11 protein-coding genes are annotated in these 13,074 nt (G+C 65.6%); 5 read left to right on the top strand and 6 right to left on the bottom strand.

Translation table 11 applies throughout. The features are described 5' to 3' along the window. Positions 1–10: 10 nt before the first annotated feature. Together ACVIGB_RS11630 and ACVIGB_RS11625 are read right to left on the bottom strand one after the other, a co-directional pair. A complete protein-coding gene (locus ACVIGB_RS11630; protein WP_456722571.1) occupies positions 11–1,090 on the bottom strand; it encodes a phosphotransferase in 1,080 nt (359 codons plus the stop codon). 263 nt (positions 1,091–1,353) lie between these two features. Beyond that, positions 1,354–2,367, bottom strand: a complete 1,014-nt coding sequence (locus tag ACVIGB_RS11625) for a zinc-binding alcohol dehydrogenase family protein (RefSeq protein WP_456722572.1) — start codon at positions 2,365–2,367, stop codon at positions 1,354–1,356. A 118-nt stretch (positions 2,368–2,485) separates the two neighbouring features. Between ACVIGB_RS11625 and ACVIGB_RS11620 the strand changes: the two genes are divergently transcribed. Continuing rightward, positions 2,486–2,866, top strand: coding sequence for a winged helix-turn-helix transcriptional regulator (locus ACVIGB_RS11620; protein ID WP_092114975.1), 381 nt, complete (start codon positions 2,486–2,488; stop codon positions 2,864–2,866). 72 nt (positions 2,867–2,938) lie between these two features. On the opposite strand, the gene ACVIGB_RS11615 is transcribed toward ACVIGB_RS11620, so the two are convergent. Beyond that, positions 2,939–4,537 (bottom strand): OprO/OprP family phosphate-selective porin, encoded by a 1,599-nt coding sequence (locus tag ACVIGB_RS11615; protein WP_092114974.1) that lies wholly within the window; start codon positions 4,535–4,537, stop codon positions 2,939–2,941. 344 nt (positions 4,538–4,881) lie between these two features. On the opposite strand from ACVIGB_RS11615, the gene ACVIGB_RS11610 reads away from it, so the two are divergent. Together ACVIGB_RS11610 and ACVIGB_RS11605 are read left to right on the top strand one after the other, a co-directional pair. Beyond that, positions 4,882–6,240: a DegQ family serine endoprotease gene (locus ACVIGB_RS11610; protein ID WP_456722573.1), complete on the top strand. Its 1,359-nt coding sequence runs from the start codon at positions 4,882–4,884 to the stop codon at positions 6,238–6,240. Further along, positions 6,237–7,571, top strand: coding sequence for a replication-associated recombination protein A (locus ACVIGB_RS11605; RefSeq protein ID WP_456722574.1), 1,335 nt, complete (start codon positions 6,237–6,239; stop codon positions 7,569–7,571). The genes ACVIGB_RS11610 and ACVIGB_RS11605 overlap by 4 nt, the downstream gene beginning before the upstream one ends. Before the next feature lie 164 nt (positions 7,572–7,735). Here ACVIGB_RS11605 and ACVIGB_RS11600 read toward each other — a convergent pair whose 3' ends face one another. Beyond that, entirely contained in the window at positions 7,736–8,677 is a 942-nt protein-coding gene (locus tag ACVIGB_RS11600) for an alpha/beta hydrolase (protein ID WP_456722575.1), read from the bottom strand. Between the two features lie 141 nt (positions 8,678–8,818). On the opposite strand from ACVIGB_RS11600, the gene ACVIGB_RS11595 reads away from it, so the two are divergent. Both ACVIGB_RS11595 and ACVIGB_RS11590 read left to right on the top strand, forming a co-directional pair. Beyond that, on the top strand, positions 8,819–10,012 hold the full coding sequence (locus ACVIGB_RS11595; protein WP_456722576.1) for an RluA family pseudouridine synthase: 1,194 nt from the start codon (positions 8,819–8,821) through the stop codon (positions 10,010–10,012). 123 nt (positions 10,013–10,135) lie between these two features. Then, positions 10,136–11,350, top strand: a complete 1,215-nt coding sequence (locus tag ACVIGB_RS11590) for an amidohydrolase family protein (RefSeq protein ID WP_456722577.1) — start codon at positions 10,136–10,138, stop codon at positions 11,348–11,350. Between the two features lie 28 nt (positions 11,351–11,378). Here the strand turns inward: ACVIGB_RS11590 and ACVIGB_RS11585 are convergent, their stop codons facing one another. Next, positions 11,379–12,410: an MBL fold metallo-hydrolase gene (locus ACVIGB_RS11585; protein ID WP_456722578.1), complete on the bottom strand. Its 1,032-nt coding sequence runs from the start codon at positions 12,408–12,410 to the stop codon at positions 11,379–11,381. 160 nt (positions 12,411–12,570) lie between these two features. Continuing rightward, complete coding sequence (locus tag ACVIGB_RS11580; protein WP_456722579.1) at positions 12,571–13,029, bottom strand: N-acetyltransferase family protein; 459 nt, start codon at positions 13,027–13,029, stop codon at positions 12,571–12,573. Positions 13,030–13,074 lie beyond the last annotated feature (45 nt).

Below are 13,074 nucleotides of genomic sequence, written 5' to 3'. Positions count from 1 at the left end.
TCGATAGTCCTCAGTCCTGCCAGTATGAGAAACTGTCGTGGTCCAGCGCTTGCGCGCAGGCGCCACGGGTCATTTTCAGGAACAGCGCGTCGCCGCGCTCGGAGCGTTGAACGCTGAGCGCGGAGACGACGCCCATCATGATGCCATGCAGCGTGTAGCGCTGGTAATCCCGCCAGCAATCATCCCAGCCGTAATCCCGCACGCCGCGCCGCATCAGCTCCGAATGATAGAACCGCACGAGATCGGCTTCATGAAGCCGCCGTTCGGGCGGATCGATGCCGGCCGACAGGAAATAAGCCACGTCGACGATGCCTGGCCCCACCGTCAGCGTCTGCCAGTCCAGAGTGGCCATCGGGCGGGTGTTGCCGCGCACCTCGAACAGCATATTGTCGAGCCGGAAGTCCGCGTGCTGCAGCGTTCGCGGCACCGATCGATCGGATTGGTAGCGCGGTATCGCGTCCGGAAGCCGGTCGATCAGATCCAGGAATTCCGGCTCGATCACGCCGTGATACCGCTCCTTGTAGTGACCGATGATGCCGGGCAGCACCGCGCGAAGATCCCTGCGCCGGCTTGCGGCGACCACGAAGCATTGCACCGCGTCGAGCGTCGGGTCGTTCCATCGCGGCGCATGCAGCGCGGCGGCCTCACGCATCGCCGTCAGGCAGTCCGCGATCGCGCATCCGGCGAGCTGATCGCCCGGGCGTGCGGGCGCCAGATCTTCCAGGATCAGCGTAAAATCGTCGGTCGCCGGATCGATTTCGGCGACGATCGGCCGTGGGGTGTGAATGTCGACCGTGGCCGCCAGCTCGCGATAGAACGCGACCTCGCGGACATAAAGCGTGTGCGCGGAACCGGAACGGCGGCTGTCGGGGTCCGCGGCCGGGAATTTGCCGACCACGCTTAAGGGCGTGTTCGACTCATCGCCGTCATAGGTCAGATGAAATCGATAGCTGTCGCCGACGAGGCCATTGCCGACCGGCTTGCAGACGAGTTCGACAACCTTCACCTGGTCGATCACACCGGCTGCGCGCAACGCCCGCGTCATCCACTCCGGATCGATCCGCGACGGATCGGCCGTGAGCAAACTCATCGGTTTCCTCCCATCCCCGTGTATCCCATTGGGGCGTCACCACCGTTTCGGCCGCGTCTCGCGCGGCCGGATTGAGGGCGGGGTGATCGTTGCGCAAATCATACAGGCGATGTCATGGCTTTGGCAAAGCCACGCGCGGGCCTGTGGGGATATCTCGCGAATTGGTCGGTGCGTAGGGCGGGTTAGCGTTAGCGTAACCCGCCGTTCGCAGAGCAAAAAAGGTGGTGGGTTACGCTGCGCTAACCCAGCCTACACATTTGTGCTTACCAGCCCTCCAGCACGATCTTGCCGCGCGATTTGCCGCTTTCCAGCAAAACGTGGGCGCGCTTGAGGTTGGCGGCGTTGATGGTGCCAAAAGTCTGGTCGAGCGTGGTGCGCAGCACGCCCTTGTCGATCAGGTCGGCAACGTCGTTGAGCAGATGATGCTGCGCGATCATGTCAGGTGTCTGGAACGAGGAGCGCGTGAACATCGATTCCCAGTGCACCGACACCGCCTTGCCCTTGAATGCGGCGACGTTGAATTCGGCGGGATCGTCGATCAGGCCGAACTTGCCCTGCGGCGCGATGAAGTCGGCGATCGACTTGTAGTGCTGGTCGGTGAAGGTGAGGCTGGCGACGAGGCCGACCGGCGGCAGCTTCAGCTGCTCGATCTGCTCCTTCATCGGCTGCGAGTGGTCGATCACCGCATGCGCGCCGAGATCGCGGCACCACTTCTGAGACTCCGGCCGCGTCGCGGTCGCAACCACGGTCAGCCCGGTGAGGCGGCGCGCAAGCTGGATCAGGATCGAGCCGACGCCGCCGGCGCCGCCGGTGATCAGCAGCGTGCGTGGATCGAGGCTCTTGCCCGGCACCGCGCCGAGCCGGTCGAACAGCAGCTCCCATGCGGTGATCGAGGTGAGGGGCAGGGCGGCGGCCTGCGCGAACGAGAGCGATGCCGGCTTGTTGCCGACGATGCGCTCGTCCACCAGATGAAATTCCGAATTAGTGCCCTGGCGCTGGATCGAGCCCGCGTAGAACACTTCATCGCCGGGCTTGAAGAGCGACACGTCGGGCCCGACGGCGTCGACCACGCCGGCCGCGTCAAAGCCGAGGATCTTGTAGCTGCCGTCGGTCGGCGCCGCGCGCTTGCGCACCTTGTAGTCGACCGGGTTGGCCGAGATGGCCTTCACCGCGACCCTGACGTCGCGTCCCTTCGGTTCGGGCTTGGCGATCTCGAAATCGACGAGCGAATCCGCCGCCTCGATCGGCAGCGATTTTTGATATCCGACGGCCTTCATGCCTGGTCTCCGTGGTGGGCGATTGCCTGCCGCCTTACCTGTCGTGCTGGCGTCCTTTTGGCAAGTACTGTAAAATCAGGGAACTAGTCCCTGTTTGTATACTATTGGGAAATTACCGATGAAACGGAAGAATTTCGCGCGCCGGCCGGGCTGCGCGGTCGAGGCGGCGCTCGACCTGATCGACGGCAAGTGGAAGGGCGTGATCCTGTATCATCTGCAGGCCGGCACCCAGCGCTTCGGCGAGTTGCGGCGGCGAATGCCCGGCATCACCCAGCGCATGCTGACCAAGCAGCTGCGGGCGCTCGAGGACGACGGCCTCGTGACCCGCAAGGTCTACGCCGAGGTGCCGCCGCGGGTCGAATACACGCTCTCCGAACTCGGCGAGAGCCTGCGTCCGGTGATCGATATTTTGAAAGCCTGGGGCGAGGGCCATCAGGAACGGCTGTCCTGCGCGCCGGTGCCGGAGGTCGTTGTGAAGAAGTCGAAGCGCGCGGCCTGACAATTTGTAATGAAGAAGACCGGGAGCGGCGTGTCGCTCCCGGCCATTGTTGTCGGCGCTGATCAGATCGCGTCAGAACGCAACCTGCGTGCGCAGCGCGACCGCGTCGAACTTCGAGCCGGCATCCACAGGCGAGGTCGCCGAGGCCTGCTTGGCGATGTCGCCGTGCAGGTAGTTCAGCATGAAGCGGACGTTGTTGTTGACGTACCAGTTCAGCGCGGCGGTGTAGACGGTTTGCCGTCCGCCCGCGATGCCGACGGCCTGGCCGACCTGGTCGTTGAGGTTCATCGTGCTGACGCGGCCGGCGATTTCCCAGGCGCCCCAGCCGCCGCCGGCAAGCGAGAACGGATCGTGCGGCTTGATACCACCATAGGAGGCCGTTGCCGGATTGTAGGCGTGGTTCTCGCCGGTCAGCACGTAGCCGACCTGCGCATAACCGCCGTCGAATTTCAGGCTCGGCGCGCCGAACGGCGGCAGCCCGGTATTCGCAGAGCGGTCGACATTGAACCAATAGTACTCGCCCTGCGCGATGAACGGGCCGTAGGTCGCCGCCGCCTCGACGCCGTAGACCTGCGCGCCCGAGACGTTGGCAATCGTACCGGTCGAGATCAGCGTCGTCGGGTCGATGCGCAGCTCGGGCCGGTCGTTCAGCGTGAGCGTCTGCGCCTGGGTGAGCTGGTTGCGCGGCGGCTGGACCAGCCATTCCGCATCGGCGCCGATATGCACCGAGTAGTTCTTGCCGCTGATCGGATTGCCGGCGACGCGGATGACACCGCCATACTGCTCGGACGTGCCGGCCGGCGCGGCTGACGACGCGGAGTGAATCGCGCCCGTCGTCGGTCCCGTGACATAGCCGCCGACCCAGAGCTGGTCGTTCCACCAGCGGGTGCCGGCGCCCGAACGGAAGTCACCGGCTGCGATGTTCTGTGCGATGATACCGACCGAGGCGCGCTCCATGAACAGGATGTCGTTGGAGCTCGTCGATTCGTCCAGCGTCCACGGGATGTCCATGATGCCGCCTTCGATCGCCATCTTGCCGCCGAACGGCTTGAAGCCGGTGTAGCTCAGATAGGCATTCTCGACGCCGGACGTGCCGCCGCCGGGCAGCGATCCCGGTGCCGCGCCGCCGAAGCCGTCGGACGAGCCGCCGAAGTCGTAGATCAGCGCGTAATTCCAGTCGCCGAAGAATTTGCCGACGATGCCGATGCGGGCGCGGCGGAGGTTCTCGCCGCTGTCGAGCTTCTGCGGCGAGGTACTTGCGGTGTTCGGCCGATAGTCGTAGCCGCCGACATCCCAGTGCACGCGGCTCGTGATCGCAACGCAGTTCTGTTCATCCGCAGTGCAGATCGTCGGCCGGTTGTTCGGCAGCGTCACCACGACGCCCGACGGCGCGACCGGGCCCTTGACCGGGATCGCGGCGTTGGCGCTTGCGACCCGCGCGGCCTTGGCATCCGCCGCCTTCGCGTTGGCGTTCGCGCTGGCTGCGGTCGCGGTATTGGCATTGGTCTGCTTCTGCAGCTTGTCGAGCTTCTGCTCGAGCATCTTCAGCTGCTGCTTCAGCAGCGCGATCTCCGCGTCGCTGCCGCCTCCGGCCGATTGCGAATAGGCCGGCGAGGCCGCGAGCGCCCCTGCGAGCCCTATGGCGATTGCACCAACTTTTGTCGCACCCATTGTGCACCCCTGTTCTGTTTGAATTCCCCACTCACTCACTGAAACGTCCTAGGAGTTGATCGTGACTGACGCACGACAGCGCCGCCTAGCATCGCAGTTCCGCTTGTTGTCCGCAGGCAACAAGCGGAGCGGCGCAGTGAGATGACAGTCATCATAGAAGTTTGGCGGCGCGCTTCAACGCCGCTGCCGACGGTTTTGCACCGATCCGGCGGGGGCCAGTTATCCGGCCGGGCGCCCTTCAATTGCCCGGCGAACACGCCTATATTCCGGCGTTTCCACGAGAGGTGAGAATGCTCCGACCTGTCCGTTTCGCTGCCATATCCGCTCTGTGCACATTGGCTCTCATGGGGAATCTGTCCCCGTCCGCGGCCCAGGACCGCCGCGTGCCGTCCTCGCAGGCCGAGCTCCAATTGTCCTATGCGCCGATCGTGCAGCGGGTGCAGCCGGCGGTGGTCAATGTCTACGCGGCCAAGACGGTGCAGAACCGCAATCCGTTTCTGGACGATCCGATCTTCCGCCGCTTCTTCGGCGTCCCGGGGCAGCAGCCCGAGCAGATGCAGCGCTCGCTCGGCTCCGGCGTGATGGTCGACGGCTCCGGTCTCGTGGTCACAAACAATCACGTGATCGAGGGCGCCGACCAGGTGAAGGTCTCGCTCGCCGACAAGCGCGAATACGAGGCCGAGATCGTTCTGAAGGACAGCCGCACCGACCTCGCGGTGCTGCGGCTGAAGGAGACCAACAGGGAGAAGTTCGCGACGCTCGACTTCGCCAATTCGGACCAGCTGCAGGTCGGCGACGTCGTGCTGGCGATCGGCAATCCGTTCGGCGTCGGCCAGACCGTGACGCACGGCATCATCTCGGCGCTGGCGCGCACTCAAGTCGGGATCACGGATTATCAATTCTTCATTCAGACCGACGCGGCGATCAATCCCGGCAATTCGGGCGGCGCGCTGGTCGACATGACCGGCCGGCTCGCCGGCATCAACACCGCGATCTTCTCGCGCTCCGGCGGTTCGCAGGGCATCGGCTTTGCAATCCCCGCCAACATGGTGCGCGTGGTGGTGGCCTCCGCCAAGAGCGGCGGCAAGGCGGTGAAGCGACCATGGCTTGGCGCGCGGCTGCAGGCCGTCACGCCGGAGATCGCGGAGACACTCGGGCTGAAGCTGCCGACCGGTGCGCTGGTCGCCAACGTCGCGCCCAACAGCCCGGCGGCGAAGGCCGGGCTCAAGCTGTCCGATCTGATCGTCGGGATCGACGGCCAGGCCATCGACGATCCCAACGCGTTCGACTACCGCTTCGCGACCCGTCCGCTCGGCGGCAATGCGGAGATCGAGGTGCAGCGCGCCGGCAAGCCGGTGAAGGTCACCGTGCCGCTGGAGACCGCGCCCGACACAAACCGCGACGAGATCGTGCTGACCGCGCGTTCTCCGTTCCAGGGCGCCAAGGTCGCCAACATCTCGCCGGCGCTGGCCGATGAGCTGCATCTCGACGCCGGTGCCGAGGGCGTCGTCGTCACCGAGCTCGCCGATGACGGCACGGCCGCCAATGTCGGCTTCCAGAAGGGCGACATCATCCTTGCGGTCAACAATGAGAAGATCGTGCGAACCAGCGACCTCGACAAGGTGTCGAAGGCGGGGTCGCGGATCTGGCGCATCACGCTGGTGCGTGGTGGCCAGCAGATCAACGTGACGCTCGGCGGATGAGTCCCAAGCAACCGCGCGAGGCCAACAACCTGTTCGCCGCGGCGGGGATGGAGCAGGATGCGCCACACCCGCTGCCGGACCGGCTGCGCCCGCGCACACTGGCCGATGTCGTCGGTCAGGATCACATCCTCGGCCCCGACGGTGCGCTGACCCGCATGCTGGAGACGCGCACGCTGGGCTCGCTGGTGTTCTGGGGACCGCCCGGCACCGGCAAGACCACGGTGGCGCGGTTGTTGGCCGACGCCACCGAGCTGCATTTCGAGCAGATCTCCGCGGTGTTCTCCGGCGTCGCCGACCTGAAGAAGGCGTTCGATGCCGCGCGCGCCCGGCGCGAGACCGGCAAGGGCACGCTGCTGTTCGTCGACGAGGTGCACAGATTCAACCGCGCGCAGCAGGATTCCTTCCTGCCCGTGATGGAGGACGGCACCGTGGTGCTGGTCGGCGCCACCACGGAGAATCCGTCGTTCGAGCTCAACGCGGCGCTGCTGTCGCGCGCCCGCGTGCTGGTGTTTCACTCGCTCGATACCGCCGCGATCGAACGGCTGTTTGCCAATGCCGAGAAGATCGAGGGCAAGGCCTTGCCGCTCGATGCGGAAGCGCGCGCCGTTCTGGTGCGGATGGCCGACGGTGACGGCCGCGCCTCGCTGACATTAGCCGAAGAGGTCTGGCGCGCCGCGCGCAAGGGCGAGGTGTTCAACGCCGAGCAGTTGCAGGCCATCCTGCAACGCCGCGCGCCGATCTACGACAAGTCGGCCGACGGCCACTACAATCTGATCTCGGCGCTGCACAAGTCGGTGCGCGGCTCCGATCCGGATGCGGCATTGTATTATCTCGCGCGCATGCTTGATGCCGGCGAGGACCCGCTGTTCCTGGCGCGGCGCGTGGTGCGCATGGCGGTCGAGGACATTGGTCTTGCCGATCCGCAGGCATTGGCGGTCTGCAACGCCGCCAAGGATGCCTATGATTTCCTGGGTTCGCCGGAGGGCGAGCTCGCGATCGCACAGGCCGTGGTCTATCTCGCCACCGCGCCGAAATCGAACGCGGTGTACACTGCGTTCGGCGCTGCGATGCAGACCGCAAAGCAGGGCGGCTCGCTGCTGCCGCCAAAACACATCCTGAATTCGCCGACCAAGCTGATGAGGTCGGAGGGCTATGGCTCCGGCTATCAGTATGATCACGACGCGCCGGACGCGTTCTCCGGACAGGACTATTTCCCGGAAGCGCTCGGCCGCCAGACCTTCTACGATCCGCCCGACCGCGGCTTCGAGCGCGAGATCCGCAAGCGGCTGGATTACTGGAACCGGCTGCGCAAGGAGCGGGGCGGGAGCTAATGCAACTTGCGTGACTTCGGAATAATAGAAATATATCTCTGAGTTGCCCGACGTGTCAAGTTGCTTGGCACGCCGGCCGCCGCCGGCTACTTTGCATGGGGTTGTTCTCGATATTTTGACAGCGCCCGCTGCGACGGCCCATAACTTCATATTGCTCTAGCGCGTCACTTGACGCTCTTCACGAACTCCAAAATCTCGTCCGTCAGCCGGGTGTCCGGCGTGTTGATCGCATAGACCTCCGACGTGTGGCTGTGCTGCGGCAGCATGAAGCTGCGGACGCAGCCGCTCGGCCGCTTGCAGCTGGCCTGCTTCAACAGCTCGAACTGCTCGACGAAGCGCGGTGGATCGAGCTCGGCCGCGGTGATCAGAAACGGGATCGGGCTTGCGAGCAGGCCTTGCAGCGAGGAGCGTTCGGCGTAGCGCGACGGATCGGAGCCGTAATAGGCGAGCTCGGCATCGCCGGCGGGCGAGGCGGTCAGATCGTAGATGCCCGACACCATGATCGCGCCGGCAAGCCCGCCGCCCTTCACCTTGTGGAATTCGCTGTGCGAGACGTAGCTCGCGACATGGATCGCGCCGACCGACTGGCCCATCAGGAAGATGCGGCTGGGGTCGCCGCCGCGGGAGCCGATATTCTCCGCGACCCACTGCACGATCGCGCCCATGTCTTCCGCGCCCGCCGGCCACGGAAAGGCCGGCGCCAGGCGATAGGTGGCATTGACGCCGACAAAGCCGCTCTTTGTGGCCCACAGCATGACGTTGTCGTAGAACGGGCTGCCGGGGTTGCGCTTGCTGCCGGCAATGAAGCCGCCACCATGGATGTAGATCAGCACCGGCCGGATCGCCGCCGCGGCGGTGTCCGGCGTGAAGACGTCGAGCAAATGGCGGTCGGCAGGGCCATACTTGACGTCGCGCTCGACCTTGACGCCCTGATAGGGCTCCTTCTGCTGCAGCGGCGCGTAGAGTGCGGCCGTCTTGGGCGGGTCGATGACGCGTCCGAGTTCCAGCAGCTTCCAGGCCAGATCTTCCGGCATCGGGCCTTGCTGGGCCAGCGCCGGTCCGGAGAGCATCAGGGCCGCCGCCAAAGCCGATACCGCCAGTCTCATTCCAAAGCTCCTTCCACGGCTCCCGTCGATTGCCGATTGCGGCCGAACATGGCCGATGTTGCGCCGGATTCGTACCGATTTCGCCGTGACGATTCGCGGCATTTGCGCTACCCACGGGCTTAACTTCGGAGTTGCAACCCCATGAGCCGCCGCGTCAAGAGACCTCTCCGCCCAGCCGCCGACCGCGTCAAAGGCGCGCGTCCCCATCGCGGCCCGGCAGCCGAGCGGGGGCCGGCGCATCGTGCGGGCGGCAAGCCGGCGGTGCGCCTCGGCGACAAGCAGCGGGCGCCCAAGCCATTCGTGCCCGAGCCGGAGACGAGCGTTGCCGAGCCGCCGCCGTTGCCTACCAAGGTGCAGACCGTGGTGGTGACGGCGGACGAGGACAACATGCGCGTCGACCGCTTTCTCGAGGCGCGTTTCCCCGGCCTGTCGTTTTCCCACATCCAGCGCATCGTCCGTAAGGGCGAGTTGCGCGTCAACGGCAAGCGTGCGGACAGCAAGGACCGGCTGGAAGAAGGGCAGAGCGTCCGCATTCCGCCGCTGCGCCTCGATACGCCGAAGGCAGCTGCCAGTCTCTCCGAAGCGGCGAAGAAGACCCTCCAGGATCTCAAGGACATGATCCTGTTCGAGGACGCCGACGTGATGGTGCTGAACAAGCCCGCAGGTCTGGCGGTTCAGGGCGGCTCCGGCATCACGCGCAATGTCGACGACATGCTGGAGGTGATGCGCGACGCCAAGGGGCAGAAGCCGCGGCTGGTGCATCGGCTCGACAGGGAGACCTCGGGCTGCCTCCTGATCGCCAAGACGCGTTTCGCCGCGACCGCTCTGACCGGCTCGTTCCGGCATCGCTCCGCGCGCAAGATCTACTGGGCGCTGGTCGCCGGCGTGCCGAAGCCGAAGCAGGGCCGCATCTCGACCTATCTTGCCAAGGAGGAGAGCGAGGAGGACAGCATCATGCGGATCGCGGCGCATGGCGACGAGGGCGCCAGCCACGCCGTGACCTATTACGCCGTGGTCGAGACCTCGGCGACGAAGCTCGCCTGGGTGTCGCTCAAGCCGGTGACCGGCCGCACCCATCAATTGCGCGCCCACATGGCGCATATCGATCACGCGATCGTCGGCGATCCCAAATACTTCAACAAGGAAAACTGGCAGCTGCCGGGCGGCCTGCAGAACCGGCTGCATCTGCTCGCGCGCCGCATCGTGATTCCGCACCCGCGCGGCGGCGTGATCGATGCGACGGCGCCGCTGCCGCCGCACATGCTGCAATCCTGGAATCTGCTCGGGCTCGAGGCCGACCGGTTCGACCCGATCGAGAGCGCGCCCGAGGAGTGACGGCGGACGCCGCCTCCCGATATCCGTCGCGGACAGCAAGAACGATCAAAGCGGCTCATCGCGCCGCGGCTATGTTGCCGCGCGCCGGTCGTTGCCGGCATGCACCCATCAAAGAGGCTGTCCATGACCCGGACCTGGTTACGCGTCGCGCTTTTCCTCATTGGCTCGGCCGTCGCCTCTGCGGCGGCACATGCCGAGACCATGGTGCTCCGCGGCGGCACGCTTTACGCATCGGCCGATGCGGCCGCGCTGCCGGATGCTGCGATCGTGATCACCGACGGCGTCATCAGCGCGGTCGGCAAGTCCGGCGACGTCAAGCTGCCCTCGGATGCGCGGGTGATCGATTGCAGCGGCAAGACTGTTGTTGCCGGGTTCTGGAACAGCCACGTGCATTTCACGGAACATGTCTGGCACAACGCCGGCGAGGCGCCGGCCGCACTGCTGACGCAGCACATGCAGGAGATGCTGACCCGATGGGGTTTTACCACGGTCTGGGATCTCGGCTCCGATCCACGGAACACGCTGCCGCTGCGCAAGCGCATCGCAGCGGGTGAAGTCGCCGGTCCCAACATCCTGCTCGCCGGCAATGTGTTTCCCAAGGGCGGGCATCCCGAGTACCTGCCGCCCGAAATCCAGCTTCCCGAAGCTGCGACGCCGGAGGAGGCCACGAAGTGGGCGCGCGACTGGCTCGCGATGGGCGAGGACGGCATCAAGCTGTTCACCGGCGCGTTCATGGGCGACAAGCCTGTCATCAACATGGATCCGGCGATCGCCAAGGCGGCCGTCGATGTGGCGCATGCGCAGGGCAGGCCGGTGTTCGCGCATCCGCAGAACAAGATCGGCGTCGAGACGGTGATCGTAGCAGACATCGACGTGCTGGCGCACACCACGCCCAGCGAGCGGAGCTACAGCGACGACCAGCTGGCGCGGTTCAAGGCGCAGGGGACTGCGCTGATTCCGACGCTGTCGCTGTTCACGACGGTGGTTCTCGACCCCAACGTCACCAGCCGTCTGGTGGCCGCGACCGTCAACCAGCTCAAGCAGTTCTCCGAGAACGGCGGCACCGTGCTGTTCGGCACCGATGTCGGCTTCACCACGCTGTACGACACCACGCAGGAATTCCAGCTGATGCATCGCGTGCTGTCGGAACGCCAGGTGTTGGCCTCGCTGACGACCAATCCGGCGCGGTTCTTCAAGGCCGCGAAGAAAGGCAGGGTGGAGCAGGGTTTTGACGCCGATCTCGTGGTGCTCGACGGCGATCCGCTCAGCGACGTCGCCAATCTTGCGAAAGTGAGCACCACCATCCGCGCGGGTCACGTGATCTACCAGAAGCCGTGATAGCCGGCCGGGGACCGGCTGCGTCGGTCTATTTGGCGGGAAGGCGCAAGGTGGCGAGATCCGAGCCGACAATCGTCGTGCCGGTAAATCCGCCTGCCTCGGCCGCGGCGCGATAGTCCGCTTCGGTGAGCGCGCCGCCGGGGACCTTGTAGGGGCCGTGGTACGTCGCCCCGACCTGCGGCGCGAGGTGGGTCAGCATAAGATACTTGGCGCCCACGCGCTTTGCCATGGCGCCAAGGTCGGGCGCCAGGCTCTGGCGGTAGAACACGGGCGGCGGCATGCCGCTGTCGCGCTCCGGACCCATGACCGGATGTATGGTCGAGTGCACGATCACGTCGGCGCCTTGTGCCAGCTTCTCGACTTGCGCCGACGTCGACGTCGGACGCGGTGGAGCGGCACTGTCATTGCTGGCGTCGCCGCCGATCACGACGCTGCCGGCCGGCGTGTCGACGCGATAGGAGGCGTGGCCCGCGATGTGGGTCGAGCGGATCGCGCTCACCCGGACCTCGCCCTTCGACCAGATCACCTGTGGCTCGTCCGTCGGCGCGAATGTGATGAGGTGCACAAGTGCGGCGGGTCCGCCCGCCAATCGTTTGCTGTCCTCTGAAACCCGCTGTGCGATTTCGCCGGACTGAATGAAGGCGTCGCCGATATGCGCGACAAACTTGCCACAGCTCAGGGTGAAGCCGAGCGGCGAGGGTGCATCGCTGCTGCAGACGACATCGAGCGCGGCCCCGCCGGAATTCCAGTTCCACCGCGCGAGCAGCAGGTCGACGAGGCCCTCGGTGTGATCCGAGTGCATATGCGTGAGGAAGACCGCGTCGATCTGGCCAGGTTCGACGTTCAGTTGTGACAGCCGCAGTTCAGTGCCGCGGCCTGCGTCGAACTGCAGCTTCAGCGTCCCGCAATCGGCACTGTCGTCGCCGTAGCGCACGAGTGTGCCGGCGCCCGCGACGCCATTGCGCAAGGCGGGACCGCTCATGGTGCCGGTCAAGGTGACGAGCAGGCAGGGCGCCGATTGGGCGGGAAGCGGCAGCAGCAGCCAGATGACGGCCAGCAAGGGTGTCGGAAGAATGAAGTGCCGCATGCTGTCGGCTCCCGCGTCGTTCCGGTCTTCACCGAGACTGCCAAAGCCGGCGCCATATCTCAACACTCGGCCGCACCGCATCGAGGTGTTGTGATCGCGCGGCCGGTTGGTCTCGCCGCACGGTGCGGCGAGCCTAAAGGATCAGCTTGTAGCCGATGTGGCTGCCGACGAATCCCAATCGCTCATAGAAGCGGTGCGCGTCGGGGCGCGCCTTATCGGTGGTCAGCTGCACGAGATCGCAGCCTCTCGCCCTGCATTGCGCGATCGCCCATTCGAACATCTGCTGCCCGACGCCCGAGCTGCGGTGCGTCTCGGCAATTCGGACCGCCTCGATCTGCCCGCGCCAGGCGCCCAAGCGTGCCATTCCGGGAATGAAGCTGAGTTGAAGGGTCCCGATCACCTCGTCGTTCAAGGCCGCCACGACCAGAAATTGGTTGGGATCGGCGAGGATGGCTTTGAAAGCGTCGACGTATCGTGGGTTCGGCGGCGAGCTTGGATCCTCGCGCTGCTGCCCCAGGACGTCATTGGCGAGGAGAGCGATGATCGCCGGAAGGTCGGCCGCTTGGGCCTGGCGGAAAGCGATTGATGTCATTGAACAGGGATTCCACGGAGACGAGATCGGTGTCGCCGGACACGT

The sequence above is a fragment of the Bradyrhizobium sp. USDA 4341 genome, from assembly GCF_054063755.1.
The sequence above is the reverse complement of the archived record's forward strand: the minus strand, read 5'-3'. Positions and strand labels throughout refer to the sequence as shown.

Excerpts from the sequence above, each read along its gene's own strand:
- ACVIGB_RS11615 (WP_092114974.1), bottom strand. The coding sequence starts at position 4,537 with ATGGGTGCGACAAAAGTTGGTGCAATCGCCATAGGGCTCGCAGGGGCG.
- ACVIGB_RS11605 (WP_456722574.1), top strand. The coding sequence starts at position 6,237 with ATGAGTCCCAAGCAACCGCGCGAGGCCAACAACCTGTTCGCCGCGGCG.
- ACVIGB_RS11590 (WP_456722577.1), top strand. The coding sequence starts at position 10,136 with ATGACCCGGACCTGGTTACGCGTCGCGCTTTTCCTCATTGGCTCGGCC.
- ACVIGB_RS11625 (WP_456722572.1), bottom strand. The coding sequence starts at position 2,367 with ATGAAGGCCGTCGGATATCAAAAATCGCTGCCGATCGAGGCGGCGGAT.
- ACVIGB_RS11580 (WP_456722579.1), bottom strand. The coding sequence starts at position 13,029 with ATGACATCAATCGCTTTCCGCCAGGCCCAAGCGGCCGACCTTCCGGCG.
- ACVIGB_RS11610 (WP_456722573.1), top strand. The coding sequence starts at position 4,882 with ATGGGGAATCTGTCCCCGTCCGCGGCCCAGGACCGCCGCGTGCCGTCC.
- ACVIGB_RS11595 (WP_456722576.1), top strand. The coding sequence starts at position 8,819 with ATGAGCCGCCGCGTCAAGAGACCTCTCCGCCCAGCCGCCGACCGCGTC.
- ACVIGB_RS11620 (WP_092114975.1), top strand. The coding sequence starts at position 2,486 with ATGAAACGGAAGAATTTCGCGCGCCGGCCGGGCTGCGCGGTCGAGGCG.
- ACVIGB_RS11630 (WP_456722571.1), bottom strand. The coding sequence starts at position 1,090 with ATGAGTTTGCTCACGGCCGATCCGTCGCGGATCGATCCGGAGTGGATG.
- ACVIGB_RS11600 (WP_456722575.1), bottom strand. The coding sequence starts at position 8,677 with ATGAGACTGGCGGTATCGGCTTTGGCGGCGGCCCTGATGCTCTCCGGA.